Annotated in this window: 16 protein-coding genes; 10 read left to right on the plus strand and 6 right to left on the minus strand. The window is 70.5% G+C overall.

The features are described from left to right. Window positions 1-361: 361 nt before the first annotated feature. Window positions 362-805: a hypothetical protein gene (locus ACIP82_RS03210; protein ID WP_400650358.1), complete on the minus strand. Its 444-nt coding sequence runs from the start codon at window positions 803-805 to the stop codon at window positions 362-364. A 509-nt stretch (window positions 806-1,314) separates the two neighbouring features. On the opposite strand from ACIP82_RS03210, the gene ACIP82_RS03215 reads away from it, so the two are divergent. Together ACIP82_RS03215 and ACIP82_RS03220 are read left to right on the plus strand one after the other, a co-directional pair. Then, window positions 1,315-1,980, plus strand: a complete 666-nt coding sequence (locus tag ACIP82_RS03215; protein WP_363615059.1) for a 4'-phosphopantetheinyl transferase superfamily protein — start codon at window positions 1,315-1,317, stop codon at window positions 1,978-1,980. Window positions 1,981-2,170: 190 nt separating this feature from the next. Beyond that, entirely contained in the window at window positions 2,171-2,443 is a 273-nt protein-coding gene (locus ACIP82_RS03220) for a hypothetical protein (RefSeq protein ID WP_363615340.1), read from the plus strand. Here ACIP82_RS03220 and ACIP82_RS03225 read toward each other — a convergent pair. From ACIP82_RS03225 to ACIP82_RS03240, 4 genes are all read right to left on the minus strand, one after another. After that, window positions 2,435-3,898 carry an MFS transporter gene (locus tag ACIP82_RS03225; RefSeq protein ID WP_400650361.1) on the minus strand — a complete coding sequence of 488 codons (1,464 nt, stop codon included), beginning with the start codon at window positions 3,896-3,898 and terminating at the stop codon, window positions 2,435-2,437. The two genes, ACIP82_RS03220 and ACIP82_RS03225, sit on opposite strands and share 9 nt — an antisense overlap. Then, window positions 3,898-4,359 (minus strand): SRPBCC family protein, encoded by a 462-nt coding sequence (locus ACIP82_RS03230; RefSeq protein ID WP_400650364.1) that lies wholly within the window; start codon window positions 4,357-4,359, stop codon window positions 3,898-3,900. The genes ACIP82_RS03225 and ACIP82_RS03230 overlap by 1 nt, the downstream gene beginning before the upstream one ends. Further along, entirely contained in the window at window positions 4,356-4,709 is a 354-nt protein-coding gene (locus tag ACIP82_RS03235) for a metalloregulator ArsR/SmtB family transcription factor (protein WP_366695747.1), read from the minus strand. The genes ACIP82_RS03230 and ACIP82_RS03235 overlap by 4 nt, the downstream gene beginning before the upstream one ends. 606 nt (window positions 4,710-5,315) lie before the next feature. Continuing rightward, a complete protein-coding gene (locus tag ACIP82_RS03240; RefSeq protein WP_363611069.1) occupies window positions 5,316-6,107 on the minus strand; it encodes an IclR family transcriptional regulator in 792 nt (263 codons plus the stop codon). Window positions 6,108-6,735: 628 nt separating this feature from the next. On the opposite strand from ACIP82_RS03240, the gene ACIP82_RS03245 reads away from it, so the two are divergent. The 6 genes from ACIP82_RS03245 (at window position 6,736) to ACIP82_RS03270 (ending at window position 13,500) form a co-directional block, all read left to right on the plus strand. Further along, complete coding sequence (locus ACIP82_RS03245) at window positions 6,736-8,265, plus strand: ABC transporter substrate-binding protein (protein ID WP_363611072.1); 1,530 nt, start codon at window positions 6,736-6,738, stop codon at window positions 8,263-8,265. Next, window positions 8,258-9,133, plus strand: coding sequence for an ABC transporter ATP-binding protein (locus ACIP82_RS03250; RefSeq protein WP_363611074.1), 876 nt, complete (start codon window positions 8,258-8,260; stop codon window positions 9,131-9,133). Before ACIP82_RS03245 ends, ACIP82_RS03250 begins: the two co-directional genes overlap by 8 nt. Continuing rightward, window positions 9,130-10,173: an oligopeptide/dipeptide ABC transporter ATP-binding protein gene (locus tag ACIP82_RS03255; protein ID WP_400650369.1), complete on the plus strand. Its 1,044-nt coding sequence runs from the start codon at window positions 9,130-9,132 to the stop codon at window positions 10,171-10,173. Before ACIP82_RS03250 ends, ACIP82_RS03255 begins: the two co-directional genes overlap by 4 nt. Beyond that, on the plus strand, window positions 10,170-11,117 hold the full coding sequence (locus ACIP82_RS03260; protein ID WP_363611078.1) for an ABC transporter permease: 948 nt from the start codon (window positions 10,170-10,172) through the stop codon (window positions 11,115-11,117). The genes ACIP82_RS03255 and ACIP82_RS03260 overlap by 4 nt, the downstream gene beginning before the upstream one ends. A 15-nt stretch (window positions 11,118-11,132) precedes the next feature. After that, window positions 11,133-12,044, plus strand: a complete 912-nt coding sequence (locus ACIP82_RS03265; protein WP_400650372.1) for an ABC transporter permease — start codon at window positions 11,133-11,135, stop codon at window positions 12,042-12,044. 100 nt (window positions 12,045-12,144) lie between these two features. After that, the gene (locus tag ACIP82_RS03270; RefSeq protein ID WP_363611082.1) at window positions 12,145-13,500 is read left to right on the plus strand and encodes a serine hydrolase domain-containing protein; all 1,356 of its coding nucleotides are present in this window, start codon (window positions 12,145-12,147) and stop codon (window positions 13,498-13,500) included. A 274-nt stretch (window positions 13,501-13,774) separates the two neighbouring features. Here the strand turns inward: ACIP82_RS03270 and ACIP82_RS03275 are convergent, their stop codons facing one another. After that, window positions 13,775-14,416, minus strand: a complete 642-nt coding sequence (locus tag ACIP82_RS03275) for a polysaccharide deacetylase family protein (RefSeq protein WP_363611084.1) — start codon at window positions 14,414-14,416, stop codon at window positions 13,775-13,777. A 781-nt stretch (window positions 14,417-15,197) separates the two neighbouring features. On the opposite strand from ACIP82_RS03275, the gene ACIP82_RS03280 reads away from it, so the two are divergent. Together ACIP82_RS03280 and ACIP82_RS03285 are read left to right on the plus strand one after the other, a co-directional pair. Then, window positions 15,198-16,124, plus strand: a complete 927-nt coding sequence (locus tag ACIP82_RS03280) for an SAM-dependent methyltransferase (RefSeq protein WP_400650376.1) — start codon at window positions 15,198-15,200, stop codon at window positions 16,122-16,124. Window positions 16,125-16,157: 33 nt separating this feature from the next. Continuing rightward, a complete protein-coding gene (locus tag ACIP82_RS03285) occupies window positions 16,158-17,267 on the plus strand; it encodes a hypothetical protein (protein WP_363611088.1) in 1,110 nt (369 codons plus the stop codon). The last annotated feature ends 34 nt before the right edge of the window (window positions 17,268-17,301 follow it).

Consider the following 17,301-nt stretch of genomic DNA (forward strand, 5'->3'; position numbering starts at 1 on the left):
GCCCCTCAAACGCGCCCAACACCGCAACTGGCCACCACCCCAACCAGCCACCGTCACGATCACCAAGCGAGACACGAATTAAGTCACCGGCATTGGGCCTAGGCCGGATTCGGCCGACCGCCGCAGGCTGCCGGTGCCGGATCCCCCGCCCGCACCCCTGGCAGGCATCCGGCACCGGCAGGGCGGGCGGCGGTGGCGACCTGATCGCGCTCATCCAGGACGAGTTGGGCCTGCCGGTCACCGAGGCCGACGCGGCGCTCCTCGCTCAGGACCGGCCAGACACACTCCCCTACGGCGTGCGCGGCCAGGACGTCGCCCGACCCGGGCGGATGCTGTTGGCGAAATGCGTGCTGCCGGGGAATCAGCAGGTGACCGGCACCGTTACGGTGGCGGTCGCCGGCGGCCAGCCCTGCCTCACGGTCTGGAGGGTGGCCGTCACGCTGGAGCCGCACGGGACGGTGCTCGCGACGTAGCCGACCGCGAGCCCGCCACGGGGCACGATGCCGGTGAGGTTCTCGGTTTCGAGAGGGACGCCGCCGGTGATGCCGAGGTTCAGGCTGTACGAGACGGACTGCGGGATCCAGTCGGAACGGGCAGGTGTCGAGTAGCCGGCGGCGGACACGAGGCCGCCGTCGACCGTGACGCAGACCTGGTTCCGGACGATGCCGACCGGGCCGTAGGCGCAGGTGGTCGCGGACGGAGTCGCGACCGTGCCCGTGGTCTGCGCGGTGGCCTGGGCGGCGCCCGCGACACCGAGCCCGGACAGTGCGGCACCGACCGCGAGGACCGCGACGAAACGCTTCATCAGAGTTCTCTCCTTCGAAAACCGACAGCAAGAGGAGCCGGGAAACGCATGTGATATGTCACGCTTCACATGTCGCATGCTTCCATGACGCCCCGCCCATCACCCCTGACCGGACCCAAATGCCGGGATGAGTACCGGATCTGACCCCCCGGTGGCTCAAATCCGCGCCGTGTCATCGGCACCCCGGCCAGGCCCACGGCACGGCCGGCCGCCGCCCACCGGGATCACGGCATCGCGCTGCACGGCCCGTTGAAGTCCGTCACCTCCACGCAGGACCACGGCGAAGCCGCCCACGGACGGGACGCACGCCTGGTTCATGACACACCCCGGGCCCGCACCCGAACCTCCCACCTGGCAGCGCTTCGCCCCGCCGGATCACATCCGGCGGGGCGGAGTCGAGGACCCACACGCCATGTCGCCGACAGCATCCCGGGCGGTCCGGGGCCCGCTGGGCTAGGCTCGTTCGGCGCGGCGCGGGGCCGCGTGGTGCGGACGAAGAGGGGGAGCCCGTGATCGGCGAACTGCTGCCTGTTCCGGTGGTGGTCGAAGTGGCGTACGACGACTCGCCGGAGGCCCGGCTGGAGCCCGCCGAGGAGGCGGTGATCGCCAGGGCGGTGGAGACCCGGCGCCGGGAGTTCGCCACGGTGCGCCACTGCGCCCGTACCGCGCTCGGCCGCCTCGGTGTGCCGTACCGGCCACTGGTGCCGGGCCTGCGCGGTGCACCGAGCTGGCCCGCCGGGGTGGTCGGCAGCCTGACGCACTGCGCCGGGTTCCGCGCCGCCGCCGTGGCTCTGGCCCGTGACGTGGTCTCGCTCGGCATCGACGCCGAGCCCGCACAGCCGCTGCCCGCGGACGTGCTGGAGGCCGTCGCACTGCCGGGCGAGCAGGACCGGATATCCAAGCTGCTCGCCGACCACCCCCAACTTCCCTGGGACCGGCTGCTGTTCAGCGCCAAGGAGTCCGTCTACAAGACGTGGTTCCCACTCACCGGGCTCTTCCTGGACTTCCACGAGGCCGACCTCACGTTCCACCCGGACGGCACCTTCCGGGCCGAACTGCTGGTGCCGGGGCCGGTCGTGGACGGGCGGCGGATCGACGCCTTCGACGGCCGCTGGGCGGTGCGCCACGGCCTGCTCGCCACCGCGATCACCCTCCTGCCCGCCGGACGGCCGTAGCGAGTCGCCGGACGGCCGCCGACGAGACGCCGACGAGACGCCGCAACACTCCCGCAACGGCCATGGGGACCATCGGTACAGCCGTTGGCGCCAAGCAGTTGATCTTGGTCGCCTAGCACAGTGATCCGGTCCGGTGCTGGGGTTCAGGGAAAGATCCTCGATCATGGGTGGGCCTGGCTACGGTCCGGGCGTGGCGGTCGAATTCTTATCTGATGAGCAGGCTGAGGCGTACGGAAAGTTCGCCGAGGAGCCGACGAAGCCTGAGCTGGAGCGGTTCTTCTTCCTGGATGACGAGGTGTTGGACGCAGCGTGGAAGCAGATGGCCGAGCGGCTGGAGGAGGCCGGCGCCGACGCGAAGATCAGCGTCGAGGCCTTGTCGCCGGATTCGGGTCCGGCCTCCATGGAATGCGGAACAGGAATCACGCCAGGAGGGAGCCAGGGTGTGTCCCGTAGATCAAGGTGAGGTTGACGGTGCCCTGGTAGATACGTTCTCGCTTGCGTCTGCCGACACACTGCGGGACAGGCCGGATCGCTTGCTGAGGAGCGTCAACGCGGTGATCAAGGCGAGAGCGGCGAAGACGCCAGCTGCCCCGAACGCGGCATGCTGCCCGGTGGTGAGTGCGAGCGGTGTCGGACCACCGATCGCGGACGTGCGGGCGGCGGCGACGCTGGTGCAGACGGCAGCGCCGACGGCGGTGCCGACGGCGAAGGAGGTGTCGGCGAGGCCGGCGGCCAGGCCTGAGTCCTTTTCGGTGACGCCGGTCAGCGCGGCGATCTGTGCGCATACCGTGACGGCGCCCATTCCCGCCCCGAACAAGAACAGGGCCGCCGGCAGAAGACTCATCGGGCCACCGGCCGGTATGCGGGTGAGCAGCAGGCAGCCACAACCGAGCAGGACGGTCCCGGCGGCAGCCACCCGCCCCAGGCTGAACCTGGGCACGATCCGTTGGCTCAGCAGTGCGCCTGCGGCCGCGGTGACGGTCATCATCGCGGCCGCCAGCCCGAACTGCGCCGCCGGCCAGCCGAGCACCTGCTGCACGAAAGAGGTGAGGGTGACGAGCATGCCGTCGACGGTCATGCCGGCGATGAGCAGGAGGAGGTTGCCGCCGATCAGCATGCGCGAGCGCAGCGACTGAAAGGAAACGAGCGGGGCCACCGATCGCTTCTCTACCAGGATGAACATCCAGACCAGCACGGCCACGGCGGCCAGTAGCCCGATGCTCTGTCCATTCGCCCACCCGGATGTCGGCACCCGGGTGATCACGTATACGAGCAGAACGAGTGCTGGGGCGATGGTCAGCGCACCAGGGATGTCGAAGGAACGGGAGCGTGCTCGGTCCCGGCTTTCGCGCAGCACGGCGGGGGCGAGCACCAGCACGAGGGTCCCGACCGGGACGTTGACCCAGAACACCCACTGCCAGCCGAAGATATCGGTGATGATGCCGCCCAGTAGTAGACCGGCGGTGGCGCCGAACCCGCCGAGGCCGCCCCAGATACCGAGCGCCTTGTTCCGCTCGATCCCTTCGGGGAAAGTGTTCATGACCATCGACAACGCGGCCGGAGCGATGATCGCGGCCGAGACGCCCTGCACCGCCCGGGCGGCCACCAGGGCCTGGATGGACGGAGCGAGCCCGCACGCCAGCGAGGCCACGACCCGCAGCACCATCCCGGCGATGAACACACGCCGACGGCCCAGCAGATCCGCAGCGCGGCCGCATAACAACAGCAGCCCGCTGAAGGCCAGCGCGTAGGCCGTCACGGTCCATTGGATGGCAGGACCGTGCAGGCGAAGGTGGCCTTCGATCGCGGGCAGAGCGGCGAGCAGGCTGGTGCCGTCCAGAATCGTCATGAAGAACGCCGTGCCCAGCAGCGCCAGCACCTGCCAACGGCGAGTCTGCGAAAGGTCGCTCGTGGTCATCACTGTTGCTCGATGCTTCGCAGCAGTTCGGCGGCGAGCGCGTCAAGCCACTTGCCGGTGCCCTGCTCCCGCCAGCTTGGTTCTTCGCGGCCGTCGAGGAAGGTGCTCTGCTCGGTGAGTAGCAGCCGGGTGCCACCACCCTCGGGGAGGAACTCCACCGTCGTCAGCGACACTGTCGCAAGGTCTTGCCCCTCGGACAGAGTGGAGGTGTAGACGATCCGCTCGTCCTGGACGATGTCGCGGTACCAGGACTCGAAAGTCAGCACCGGCCCACCGCCAGAGCGGCCGCGGTTGACCTCCCGCCCACCGACGCGGAAATCAAGCTCGTGCTCGGCGTCGAGGCCGGCGAACCAGCGGGCCTTTGCTTCGGGGACGGCCCACGCGGCGAACACCGTGGCCGGTGAGGCCGTGTAGAGGCGTTCGAGGGTGAACGTGGCATGCGTGACCACGTGATCGGTCATTGTGTGCTCCCTTGATCTGGGCTGTCGCAGTGTTCGGTCAGGTAGTCGCCGAGGCGATCGAGGCGGTGTTCCCAGGCAGTGCGCTGCGCAGCGATCCAGTCCTCGGCCATTCGCAGCACACCCGGCTCGATGTGGCAGGTGCGTACCCTTCCGGCTTTCTCAGACCGGACCAGTCCGCACGCCTCCAGTACCTGTAGGTGCTGCATCACCGCTGGCAGCGACATGGCCAGCGGCCGGGCCAGCTCACTGACCGAGGCAGGCCCGCGGATCAACCGCTCAACGATGTCCCGGCGAGTCGCGTCCGCCAGCGCTTGGAACACCCGGTCCAACGAACCAGCTTGGTTAAGCATGCGCCTAACTATTCGACGCCGGCAGCAAATAGTCAAGCATCTGGTTAACCTTTCTTCCGCCAGGGGTGCGCCGTTCCCTCGCACACGTCTCGTCCGGGAGTACGCGCCCGGGCCCCACTTCTCACACATGGTCACCTGTGAGAGTTCCGCGAGAGGCCCGGAAGCGGTCACGTTTCACCAGGTGGCCATTCGCAGAAGTCCTCTCGAAACCCGCACCCTGGAGGCGCCGCCCCTCCTGCCCGCCACCGGCACGTCGCGCTCCAACTCGCCCTCGGTGCCCAGGCGGTCGACGGCCCCCGCGCCTTCGCCGTGCACGCCCGCCGGGCCGATTCCGAGGGCTGGACCAGGCACCCCTCCGGCACCCTCGACACGACGACCGGCAGCACGCCCGCGCCCGATACCGCCCGTCCGCCGTCCTGGCCCGTCCGGCCCCGGCCGCCACCACGCCCACCGAGCTCGATCTGGCGGACGACGACGAACTCTTCCGCCTCGTCGACGGCCGGCTCGGACCGGAGGAGTAAGCCCCACCCGCCCCGCACCCGGCCGGGCCACCGCGGCACCCACGCCGCGGCGGCCCGGCCGTTTTCGACGCAGCCCGGGTGATGGTCACGGAACGGCACCCAGGCGAGTGGAGATCTCGTTCGCGGCGGCGATCACCAGGGGCGCCAGCTCCGGCACCCGCTCACGCGGCAGGCGGTCCGCGGGCGCCGAGACGCTGACCGCGCTGGTACAGGCTCTGGAGTGGTCGAAGACGGGCGCCGCCACACACCGGATGCCTTCCTCGTGTTCGATGTCGTCGATCGCGTAGCCCCGCTGCCTGATCTCGCTCAGCGCGGCCCGCAGATCCTCGGCCGTCGTGATCGTGCGAGGCGTGTGCCTGGGCATACCGCTCTCGATCACCAGGTCGACCGTCGCCGGGGCGGCGTGGGCCAGCATGGCCTTTCCGACGCTGGTGCAGTAGACGGGTGCGCTGTTTCCGATCCGGGAGAACATGCGGACCGAATGCGGGCTGTCCACCTTGTGGATGTACACGATGTTCGGAAAGTCGGCGACGACGAGGTGGACGGTCTCGCGGGTCTGTGCGGCGAGGTTCTGCATGACATCGTGCATGCTGCGCGGGAGGTCCAGGCCGGTCAGGTACACGTTGCCGAGCTGGGCGTTGCGCCGTCCCAGACGGTAGCGGCCCGAGGGAAGGTGCTCGACCAGACGGGCCTCCAGGAGCGGCTGGATGAGGCGGAACAGCGTGCTCTTGTTCAGGCCGAGCCGTTCGCAGAGCTCGGCGATCGAGTACCCGGTCCCGTCGGTCTCGTCTCCGAGCTGCAGCAGGATGGAGATCGCGCGGCGCAGCGAAGCCGAGTTGTTGCGAAGCCCCGGTGTGGGGCTCAGCTCCGAGCTCACTTTTGGTGCCCCTCTCTGCCTGGAGCGCGCTGGGCGCCCGTGTCAATGAATTGTCATTTCCGAGCACGAAATCGCTTTGAGCGAGCATGCGGATCCCGCCGGCCGTGCGGCTGTTGCGCAGGTCGGCACGGGCCACGCCCTATTCCGTCGGGCGGCTGGCTATCAGGGTGCTGTTCAACCCTCCTTTTGTCCAGACCGGTTCGGCCGCAATCGAATGTGTGCGGGTTTTCCGCCCGGGGCACCCGGCCGGCGCTTTCCCCTGCACCGGCCGTCCGCCGACCGCCGATGTAGCAGGTGGAACCGGCCGCGGGGGCGGACAGGTACACCCGCCCGTCGCTGACAGGTTCCGCTCATGAATTTCAGTGAGGGGGGGCTCGTGGGTACGGGCGACCGGTCGGCCGCGGCCGGTGTGGCCAGCGCCTTTCTTCCGCGTGCTCGGGTCTTGACAGCACTATGGCGCGTCGGTAAACATTCTGCAATGCATGGCGCTGAATTGCATTGCAAACATCCCAAAAAGTTGCAATGCAAACCTCGCGGGAAGTTGCATTGCAAATCCTTTCCCCCTTGCGGCCTGCCGGCTCCCTGAAGTCAGAGCAGGGAACGCCGGCCCACCCTCGAAGAGGTCCGAATGAAGAAGCAGAACGGCTTTTCCTTGCGGTCCGCCGCGGGCGCCGCGGCCTGTGCGATGGTCGCCGTCGCGGTGGGGTGCTCACCGCCCGGCAGCAGCACGTCCGCGACGGGCATCACCGTCGCCGAGACCTCGGCGCCCTCGACCCTCGACCCTCAGGGTTCGGCGCTCTACGCCGACCGGTTCGCCTGGCAGCTCTCCTACCAGTGCCTGATGACCACCACTCCCGGAGGGAAGGTCGAGCCGGAACTCGCCACCGGCTACCAGCGCTCCGACGACGGGCTCACCTACACCTTCGACCTCAGACCGGGCGTCAGGTTCCAGAACGGTGAGACGCTGACGGCCGAGGACGTCGCCTTCACCTTCGACCGGTTGAAGAGCAGTCCGGACGGGATATCCGAGGAGCTGTTCCCCACCTTCGAGAAGGCCGAGGCGACCAGCGCCTCGACCGTCGTGTTCCACCTCAAGCGCCCCGACGCCGGCTTCCTCAACAACATGGCGAACCCGCTGGTCTGGGGCTGCGCGGTGATGAGCAAGAAGGCCGCCGCCTCCGAGAACCTGGCCACCCGCATGGTCGGCACGGGCCCGTGGGTGCAGGAGTCGTACCGCCCCAACAGCGAGTTGAAGCTCAAGCGGTTCGACGACTACTGGGGCCAGAAGACCAAGTCGGAGCGGCTCAGCGTCCTCTACGTGCCCGGCTCCGCTACGCAGGTCAGCGATCTGCAGGCCGGTGCGGTCGACCTGATCTTCACCGGCACGTCGAGCGCCAGGACGCTGTCCGGCTCCGACGGGCTCGAGGTCGGGACCGTCCCCACCGACTCCACGATCTTCCTTCAGATCAACAACCTCACCGCACCGTTCGACAACCTGAAGGTCCGCCAGGCCCTCGCCCTGGCGCTCGACCGCGACAGCCTCGCGGAGCACGCCTACAGCGGTGGCGGCGCCCGTGCCAGCCTCTACATCCCCGACGGCGAGTCCTGGGCGCCCAAGCCGGCCGAGGTGCCGTTCTCGACCCAGGACACCGCCAAGGCCAAGGCGCTCCTCGCGGAGGCCGGCTACCCCGACGGCTTCTCCACCTCGTTGATGTACATCAGCGGGTACGACCCCGGGACGAACGACCTGGCCGCGGCCCTCCAGGACCAGCTCGCCAAGGTCGGCATCAAGGTCAAGCTCGACCCGCTCGAACGCGGCGCCTGGGTCGACAGGCTCACCAAGGCGCAGTACCCGCTCAGTTGGAACGCGCAGTCGTACTACTCGAACCCCTACCAGTACGTGCAGCCGGCCGAGGGCCGTCAGGGGGCCGTCCCGGCCGAGTTGCAGAAGCTGCTCGACGACGCGCTGCGCGCCGGTGACCAGGCGGCCTACCAGGCGGCGCTGATCGCCGTCGAGAAGTGGGAGGCCGAGAACGTGTACCCCACCGTCACCCTGCTCGCGACGAACACCGTCGTCGCGTACCGCAAGGGACTGACCGGGGTGGAGCTGCCGCCGAGCCAGAGCCGCACGTTCCTGGCCCAGGTGAGCCGTGGCTAGCGCCCCGGAGACGGACCGCGCCCCGGCCGGCGCGGTCCGGGCACCGCGCGATCCGGAGCCGCTGCTCACCGTCGACGGGCTCACCGTGCGCTACGGGTCCGCGGAGCGGCCCGCCGTGGAGGACGTCTCCTTCAGCATCGCGCGCGGTGACCGGGTCGGGCTGGTCGGGGAGTCCGGGTCGGGCAAGTCGACACTGGCGGCGGCCGTACTGCGGCTGCTTCCGCCCTCGGCCTCGGTCAGTGGTCACATCGGTCTGGCCGGCCGGGACCTGACGACCCTGGGGCCGTCGGAGCTGAGGGCCCTGCGCAGCACCCGGATGGCCCGCGTTCCGCAGGACCCGCTCGGGAACCTCAACCCCGTTCTCACGATCGGGCGCCAGCTCTCGGACGTACTCTCCGCGCACCGGCCGCTCGGCCGCCGCGAGCGCACGGCGACCGTCGAGGAGGCGCTGCGCCGGGTCGGCATCGGCGACGCCGCGGTCAAACGGCGCAGTTACCCGCACGAGCTGTCGGGAGGGATGCGGCAGCGCGTCATGATCGCCATGGCGCTGCTGAACCACCCCGATCTGCTGATCGCCGACGAGCCCACCACGGCGCTGGACGTCACCGTCCAGTCACAGGTCGTCGAGCTGTTGCGCGAACGGGTCGCCGACGCGGGGATGACGCTGCTGCTGATCTCGCACGACGTGGGCGTGGTCTCCGAGCTCTGCACGACCGTGCTGGTGATGTACCGCGGGCGGATCGTCGAGAACGGGGCGGCATCCGACGTCCTGACCCGCCCCACGCACCCCTACACCCGGTCGCTGCTCGCCGCAGCCCACGGCCGGCTCCTCGACGACGTGGACGGCCGCAAGGAGGAGGTGGCATGACCGGCGAGCAGAAGCCGTCCGGGATCTCCGAGGAGCGCCGGCCCCTGGTGCTCGACGTCCGGGACTCGGTCAAGCACTTCCGCATGAGACGGACGAGCCTGACGGGCAAGCGGCCGCAGGTGCACGCCGTGGACGGCATCAGCGTCCGGCTCCGCGCGGGCCGTACCCTCGGCCTGGTCGGGGAGTCGGGATGCGGCAAGTCGACGCTGGGCCGGCTGATCACCGGGCTCGATGCCCCGACGTCCGGCTCGGTGCTGGTCGGCGCGGACCAGCACGACGTCACGGCGGGTGCGGGCGGGAAGGTGCAGGCCGTCTTCCAGGACCCGGCGAGCGCCCTGGACCCCCGTATGACGGTGCGCGCCGCCATCGCCGAGGCGCTGGGCGGCGTTGCGAGGCCCGAGCGGGAGAGGCGCGTCGACGAAGCCCTCGCGGCCGTCGGTCTGCCGCCCGAGCTCGGAGCCCGCTATCCGCACCAGCTGTCGGGCGGTCAGCAGCAGCGCGTCTGCATCGCCCGTGCCCTGGTCGCCGGGCCGGACCTCATCCTGCTCGACGAGGCGGTGAGCTCGCTGGACGCCTCGCTCCAGGCCCAGGTGCTGGACCTGCTGGAACGGCTGCAGCGCGAGACCGGGACCGCGTACGTGTTCATCTCGCACGACCTGCGGGCGGTACGCCGGATCAGCCACGCGATGGCGGTCATGTACCTGGGACAGATCGTCGAGGAGGCACCGGCCGAGGCCTTCGACCGGGGGCTGCTGCACCCGTACGCGGTCGCGCTCCGTTCCACCGAGCCCGGCATCTTCCAGGGCGGGTCGCGCATCGAACGGGTCGTGCTGCGCGGGGAGCCGCCGAGCGCGGTCGACCCGCCGGCCGGCTGCCGGTTCGCGCCCCGCTGCCCGATCGCCGACGACCACTGCCGCCGCGTCGCGCCCGAACTCGTGGACGTGACAACAGATCACCGCGTGCGCTGCCACAAGCCGGGCGGGCTCACGCTGACAACGGCCGCCACCACGACCGTCGCGGACCTGGGAGGAGAGTCTTGATCCTCTACCTGGCCAAGAAGCTGACCAGTGCCGTCGGCGTCCTGCTGGCCCTCTCCGCGCTGGTGTTCTTCGCCGGTCGCGGGCTGGTACCGGGCAACGCCGCGGCGGTGATCGCCGGCGCCAAGGCCTCACCCGAGACGCTTGCCGCCATCGAGCACAAGCTGGGACTGGACCAGCCGCTCTACCGCCAGTACCTCGACTGGCTGACGGGCGCCCTGCACGGCGACTTCGGGGTGTCGCCCCTCTCCGGGCAGGACAACCTCCAGGTGATCGCCCAACAGGCGCCGGTCTCCTTCGAACTGGCGCTCATGGGGCTGCTCATCGCGGTGGCGATCGGACTTCCGGTCGGCGTGATCGCGGCGACCCGCTCCGGCAAGGGCCTCGACTGGGGTATCCGCATTCCGCTGCTCGTGGTCTTCGCCTTCCCCGGGTTCGTGTCGGGCTCGGTCGCGCTGTACCTGTCGGCGCACTTCCTGACCAACCTGTACTCGGCGAGCTACATCCCGTTCTCCGACAACGGCATCGGCAACCTCCAGACCATGCTGATGCCGGCGCTGGCGGTCGGGATTCCCACCGCGCCGCTCGTGGCCCAGATGACCCGGTCGTCGATGATCGAGGTCCTCGCCCAGCCCCACATCACCACGGCGCGGACGAACGGCATCGCGGAGTGGCGGATCAGGTACGTCTACGCCCTGCGCACCGCGCTGCCGCCGGTGCTGACCCTGATCGGGTTCATCTTCGGCTTCCTCGTCGGCGGCCTGTTCATCGTCGAGGAGATCTTCAGCCTGCCCGGACTCGGGCGCGGCGTACTCGCCTCGATCTCGAACCGGGACTTCTCCCAGCTCACCGGCCAGGCTCTCGTCATCGCCGCCGCGTTCATCCTCGGCAACCTGCTCGTAGACATCGCGCTGCCGTTCGTCGACCGGCGCATCATCAACCGATAGGACACGGGAGCCAGCGTGACCAACACCGTCGCCCGCCCATCCCCTCCGACCTCCCCGCCTCCTCCCGCCCCGCTGTCCCCCGGGCCGAAGCGCGCCCGCCGCCGGCCGGTGCGCGGGCTCGTCGCCAACACCGCCGTCCTCCTCATCGTCGGGTACGTCCTGCTGGCGGTGTTCGGCTCCTTCCTGGCGCCGTACGGCCCGAACGAGGTCGGCGCCGGCCCGCGGCTGTCCGCCCCCTCGGCCGAACACTGGCTGGGGACGGACGCGCTCGGGCGTGACCAGCTCTCCCGCGTGATCGCCGCCGCCCGGCCGGCCCTGCTGTCGGCGACGTACGCGGTGCTGTTCGCCCTGGTGATCGGAACGTCGATCGGCATCGCGGCCGGGTTCCTGGGCCGGCTGTGGGACGGAATCCTCTCCCGGCTCGTCGACCTGCTGTTCGCCGTCCCCGAGTACCTGCTGGCGATCCTCGTGATCGCGGTGATGGGCAGCGGCCTGCTCAACGCCTCGCTGGCCATCGGCATCGTGAGCATTCCGCGGTTCGCGCGCATCGCCCGGGGCTCCACGCTGGAGATCGCGCGGCGCAGCTTCGTCGACGCGGCGCGGCTCTGCGGGCGGGGCAGGTCGTGGATCATGTTCCGGCACATCCTGCCCAACATCGCCTCGCCGCTCGTGATCATGACGGCGATCAACCTGTCGACCGCCGAGGGGGCGTACGCCGCGCTGAGCTTCCTCGGGTTCGGTGTCCGACCGCCCGACGCGGACTACGGCAGCATGATCTCCTCGTCCCAGCAGTACCTGCTCACCGATCCCTGGGTGGTCGCGTTCCCCGCGATCGCGTTCGTCCTGCTGGTCCTCGCGTTCAACCTGCTCGGCGACATCCTGCGTGACCGGCTGGACCCGCACACCCGCACCGCGGCCGGCGCCTGACCTCGGCTCGCCTCCGCTGTCCCGTCCCCTCCCTTCCCTCCCTTCCCTCCCTTCCCTCGCCTCCCCTCGTCTCCCCTCGCCTCGCAGGAGGAACATCACCGTGTCCGACCTCACCGGCCTGCTCGACAGCCAGGTCCCCGAAATCCTCGCGCGCCACGGCGTTCCGGGCGTCGCCGTGGGCGTCCTGGCCGACGGCGGGACGACACTGCTCGGCTACGGTGTCACCAACGTGGCCCACAGCCTCCCGGTCGACCCCGACACGATCTTCCAGGTCGGCTCGATCTCCAAGACGCTGCTCGGGTTCGTCGTCGGCCGTCTGGTCGACCGGGGCCGCGTGGAACTGGACGCTCCCGTGGCTCCGCTCTTCCCGGCCGGAACCGGCATCGACGAGCGCATCACCCTGCGGCACGTGATCACGCACACCTCGGGCATCGACGCCCAGAACATGATCGCCGACGCCCCGCGGCTGCTCGCCGACCACGCGGACGACTCCATCCAGGCGTCGCTGGCCCATTTCGTCCGCCGTCCTCTGCTCTTCCCGCCGGGCACGGACTACTCCTACAGCGGCCCGGGCATCATGCTGGCCGCGGCGGTGGTGGAGCGCGTCACCGGCCGGCACTACGCGGACGTCCTCCAGGACGAGGTTCTCGACCCGGCCGGCATGGCGGGGACCTTCACGACCGCCGACCAGGTCGTGACCCGGCGGGTCGCCGCGCCGCACGGCCGCGACCCCGAGGGCCGGGCGACGCTGCTCACCGACCAGGGGTGGCAGCGGCACTGGCAGCTCCCGGGCTGGGACGTGCCGGGCGGCGGCGTGCTCAGCTCGGTGCGCGACCTCATCCGCTACGCGGCGTACGTCACCTCGCCGGAGGCACCCGGCGGCCTCTTCCGTCCGCAGGGGCACCGGGGCAGCCCGGGGCGCGATGTCGGGCTCGCCTGGATGCTGGAAGAGCGTGCGGGCAGCCCGGTGATGGCACACGACGGGCTGACCATCGGTTACGCGGCGCGCCTGGTGCTCATGCCGTCGCGGGGCCTCTGCTACACCGTCCTGACCAACTCGATCGAGGGAGCCACCGTGGCCGAGGAGATCGAGCGGCTGATCCTCACCGCGGTGCTCGGCGAGCAGCCCTCGCGCGAGTTGCGTCCGATCGGTGACGAACTGGCCGATGCCCTGCTGGGCACCTATGACTGCGGGTTCTACGGCACCGTCACGCTGGTCCGGGGCGCGGCCGAGGGCGAGATGGGCGTCATCGCCGACCAGGCCCCGGTGGATCCGGACCAGTACCTTGTCGAGCTCGCCTCCCCGGGCCGGCTCGTCCTGGCCCCGCCGGACACCCTCGTCGCCCTGGCCGAGGACGGCAGCCCGCTGGGTGACGCGCTCTCCTTCGTCCGGGAGCCCGACGGCACCGTGTCGGCGCTGAGGTACCACGAGCGGATCGCCCACCGGGTGTCCTGACGGGCCGTCCGGTCGGTCCGGTCCCGCCGGTCGGCCCGCTCCGACTCGCACCGGCTCCGGGCGGCCGCACCGCGGGGGCAGGGCGTGGCAGGGGTGCCCAGCGCAGGCCGGGCCGGTCCGTCGGAAAGCGCCGCGCCTGCCCACCGGACGGGCTGCCGATTCACCGCACCCGGTGGCGGACGGTCACCCCGGCCCGGCCCGGCACCGCCCCCGGCTCCGGGGCGCCTTCCACGGGTCTCGCCGGGAGTGACCGCCCGGACGGCCCGCTCGGGCGTCAGCCGAGGGCTTCGGAGAGCCGGACGAAGCGCCGGCCCGAGGCCAGCAGCGCCGGGACGGCGGCGGCGATGCCGGGGGCGGTGCCGCCGCCCGGGTGGTTCATATGGGCGATCACGATGGCACCGGGCGGAGCGGTTGTGACCTCCCGACGGACCTCGCTCGCGCCGAGGGTCGCGCCGCCGTCGCCGTTGACGGTGAAGCCCGCGACGCGTTCGCCCAGGTCGGCGACGATGCGGGTGGCGATGTCGTCGTAGTGGGCGGTGCCGGACCGGAAGAAGCCCGGCGGGTGACCGAGCAGCCCGGTCAACTTCTCGGCGTTGTCCGCCACCTCGTCGTAGACCTCGCCCACGTCGCGGGTGCCCGCGATCCCGTACGCGGAGCGGCCGCGGACCGACAGCGGGCGGTGGACGGAGCCGTGGTTGCCGATCTCGAACAGCGGGTCGGCGGCCAGCCGGTCGAACTCCGCCGGGTTGGCGTCGATCCAGCGGGCGTTGAGGAAGAGCGTCGCGGGGACGTCGTGGGCCCGCAGGAAGTCGATCAGGTCGGCGTCGTAACCGTTCCCGCCGGGGCCGCCGCAGGCGTCGAAGGTGAGGGCCGTCGTGCGCTCGCCGCCCGGCAGCCCGGTGATCACCCTGGACACCTCCAGCCCCCACTCCTCCGGCGCCACGCCGCCGTACCGGGCCACCACCTCGGCCCGGCCCGGCCTCGGCCCGGCGGCGGTGGGCGCCGGGGTCTCCGCGGGCGCCGGCGAGGCGGCGGATGTCGCGGGGGGTGCCGTAGCGGGGGCGGGTGTCACAGTCGCGGACGCCGGGCCGGACGGCACGGCCGGCGTCGTCCCCTGGCCTCTCTGGCACCCCGCCAGCGTGCCTCCGGCCGCCACCACCAGTAACGCCCGCCGACTCAGTGACACACCCGCCTCCATGGATATCGGACAACCCGACCATCTGTATCCATGAACCGGCCGATCACCACCCGCCGCAACCCCGCCCTGGCCGCCGGGATCGGCTCGCCACCGCCCGCCCCTACCCGGCCGAGTCCGGCGAGACGATGTCCCAGGTCCCGAATCGGGTCAGGCCGGCCGATCGGGCCGCCGCCACCGAAGCGTGGTTGTCGAGCTGGCAGCGGTACTACGGCTGGTGTTTCCGTGCGAGCGCGTGCCGGGAGATCGCGCGCACAAGGCGTCGGGCGTGGCCCCTGCCCCGGTACGGCGGGAGCGTCAGCACGCCCGTCGCCCTCCCCGGACCTCGCTCGCCCAGCTGATGACGGACCCCGGCCACCGCACCGTCTGGCGGCCCTTGGTGGAGATTGCGAAGTCGCACCAGTGGGAATACCTCAGCCAGCTTCTCGGCCTTGACCGCGCGGCTTCGGGGCAGGGCCGGCAACCGGCGCATGCGGCGCCGCGAGGACGGCGGAGAACTCTCATGACAGCTGACAGCGGGCAGATCCCCTATGAGCTCATCAACGGTCCCGTGGCCGACCCCTACCAGCCGCGGGTCGCAGAGACCTACAGCGACGCCACGCACCTGTGGCAGGACGTGATCGGCCCGGGCCTCTGGTTCCAGTTCGGCGTCTACGGCCAGGACGACATGCCGGCCCCGCAGGACGAGTCCCCCGAGTCGCTGGACGCCTCCGGACGCCGCCACCTCGAACGACAACTGGACATCGCCGGGCTGAACGACCATGGCAGAGAGCCTGAGCGGATCCTGGACGTCGGATTCGGCTGGGGCACGGCGCTGGAACACCTCGCCCGCCGCTTCCCCCACTGCCCCCGACTGGACGGCGTCAACATCAGCCTCACCCAGACCGAGTACGCCGCCCGCCGAACGGCCGCGCTGTCCCTCGCCGGCCGCGTGAAGCTGTACCTGTGCAACGCTCAGGACCTGTGGCTCCTGCCCGACCCGGAGCAGCCCTACGACCTGGTCCTCATGCGCGGGAGCATCACCCACTTCTCCGCCGGACTGCTGGATGCGGCCCTGCGCGCACTGGCATCCAGGATGAGCGGGGGAGGAACGCTCGTCATATCCGAGAGCCTGTACAATATTCCTCTTCAGGACTACACCTCCGCCCTGCCCGACGACGAGGACCGGCTCGCCTGCGGCCACCGCAAGACTCTGAACCTCCTGGCTGATGCGCTGATGAGGAATTCCTTCATGCTCCAGGACGCCCGCAGACTGCCCACCGACGAGGACGTCATCCACTGGCTGCAGGACGTGCGGGCCAACATCGAGCGGGTCTTCCCGCGGGAGATCCCCAAGGCGTTCAGAGAACTCCGCGACACGGCCGTCAACCTGACGGCCGCCCTGCATGAGGGCACCTATTCCGTCTACAGCATCATCGCGTCCCGCTGACCGGCCCTCCTCCGCGTGCGAAAGGGGGCTCTCATGCCCGCTGCCCCGTCCGGCGATCCGTCCGCACAGCCGCCCGCCGCCCTCCGGCTTCCCGCGTTCTACTGCCCCATCCCCCGCGCGGTCCATCCCGGCGCCGACGAGGCCGACGCCCACACCATCGCCTGGCTGGACCGTTTCGGGCTCTTCTCCGACCAGACCCAACGCGACCGGATGGCCACCACGCACTGTGGCCGGCTCGCCGCCCTCATGGCCCCCTTCTGCCCGTCATCGGACCTGCTCAAGGTCTACGCGGACTTCTGCACCTGGGCCTTCGCCTTCGACGACGACTTCTGCGACGAAGGCCCTCTGCGCTTCCATCCGGCCGAGCAGGCCGACGCCTTCGGACGCATGCACCGCGCCATCGAGATCCCCGAATACCCCCTGGACCAGGCCGACAACTACGCGATGGCCCTGCGCGACATCCGCGTCCGGATCGACGCCCACGCATCCCCCGTCCAGGGCGACCGCTTCGCCGAGTGGATGCGCAACTACTTCATGATCGAACTACGCAAGTCGGGCAACTCCGCACGCGGTATCCGCCCGAACCTCTCCGACTATGCCGTCCACCGGCTCTACGGCGGGGGCGGAATGGTCTTCCCCCATATGCCCGCCGCCTTCGAGAACATCGACCTGCCCGCCGCCACCCGCGCCCGGCGCGACATCCACGCCCTCACCGAGATGGCCGCAACCGTCGTCACCTGGGACACCGACTTCTTCGCCTTCGTCAAGGAACGGGAACGCACCAACGACGGCAACAACCTCATCGAGGTCGTCGCCGCCGAATACGACCTCCCCGTCGACGACGCCCTCAGCACCGCCATGGCCATGCGCGACCGCGTCATGTGCCTGTACCTCAGGCTGGGAGACGCGGTCCGCGCCAAGGCGGACCCCCCACTCCACCGCTACAGCACCCTGCTGGACCACTATGTACGCGGCTCCCTCGAATGGGACCACGAGGCCGCCCGGTACCCCCGATACCTCCGTTCAGACGGCACCCTCCCCGTCACCCTCACGGGCTGGACCGACCACCCCGGCAGCGACGACCCCACCCCCCTGCCCATCCGCTCCATCTCGTGGTGGTGGCACCACGACCCCCTCGGATGACGACACGAGCGGTCCGGTGCCGCGAGGAGCCCGC

The sequence above is a fragment of the Kitasatospora sp. NPDC088548 genome (assembly GCF_044753005.1).
In the GTDB taxonomy this organism is placed as follows: domain Bacteria; phylum Actinomycetota; class Actinomycetes; order Streptomycetales; family Streptomycetaceae; genus Kitasatospora.

Bases quoted from the DNA above. Each gene is read 5' to 3' on its own strand.
- ACIP82_RS03235 (WP_366695747.1), bottom strand. From the start codon at position 4,709: ATGCTTAACCAAGCTGGTTCGTTGGACCGGGTGTTCCAAGCGCTGGCG.
- ACIP82_RS03285 (WP_363611088.1), top strand. From the start codon at position 16,158: ATGCCCGCTGCCCCGTCCGGCGATCCGTCCGCACAGCCGCCCGCCGCC.
- ACIP82_RS03245 (WP_363611072.1), top strand. From the start codon at position 6,736: ATGAAGAAGCAGAACGGCTTTTCCTTGCGGTCCGCCGCGGGCGCCGCG.
- ACIP82_RS03255 (WP_400650369.1), top strand. From the start codon at position 9,130: ATGACCGGCGAGCAGAAGCCGTCCGGGATCTCCGAGGAGCGCCGGCCC.
- ACIP82_RS03210 (WP_400650358.1), bottom strand. From the start codon at position 805: ATGAAGCGTTTCGTCGCGGTCCTCGCGGTCGGTGCCGCACTGTCCGGG.
- ACIP82_RS03280 (WP_400650376.1), top strand. From the start codon at position 15,198: ATGACAGCTGACAGCGGGCAGATCCCCTATGAGCTCATCAACGGTCCC.
- ACIP82_RS03230 (WP_400650364.1), bottom strand. From the start codon at position 4,359: ATGACCGATCACGTGGTCACGCATGCCACGTTCACCCTCGAACGCCTC.
- ACIP82_RS03225 (WP_400650361.1), bottom strand. From the start codon at position 3,898: ATGACCACGAGCGACCTTTCGCAGACTCGCCGTTGGCAGGTGCTGGCG.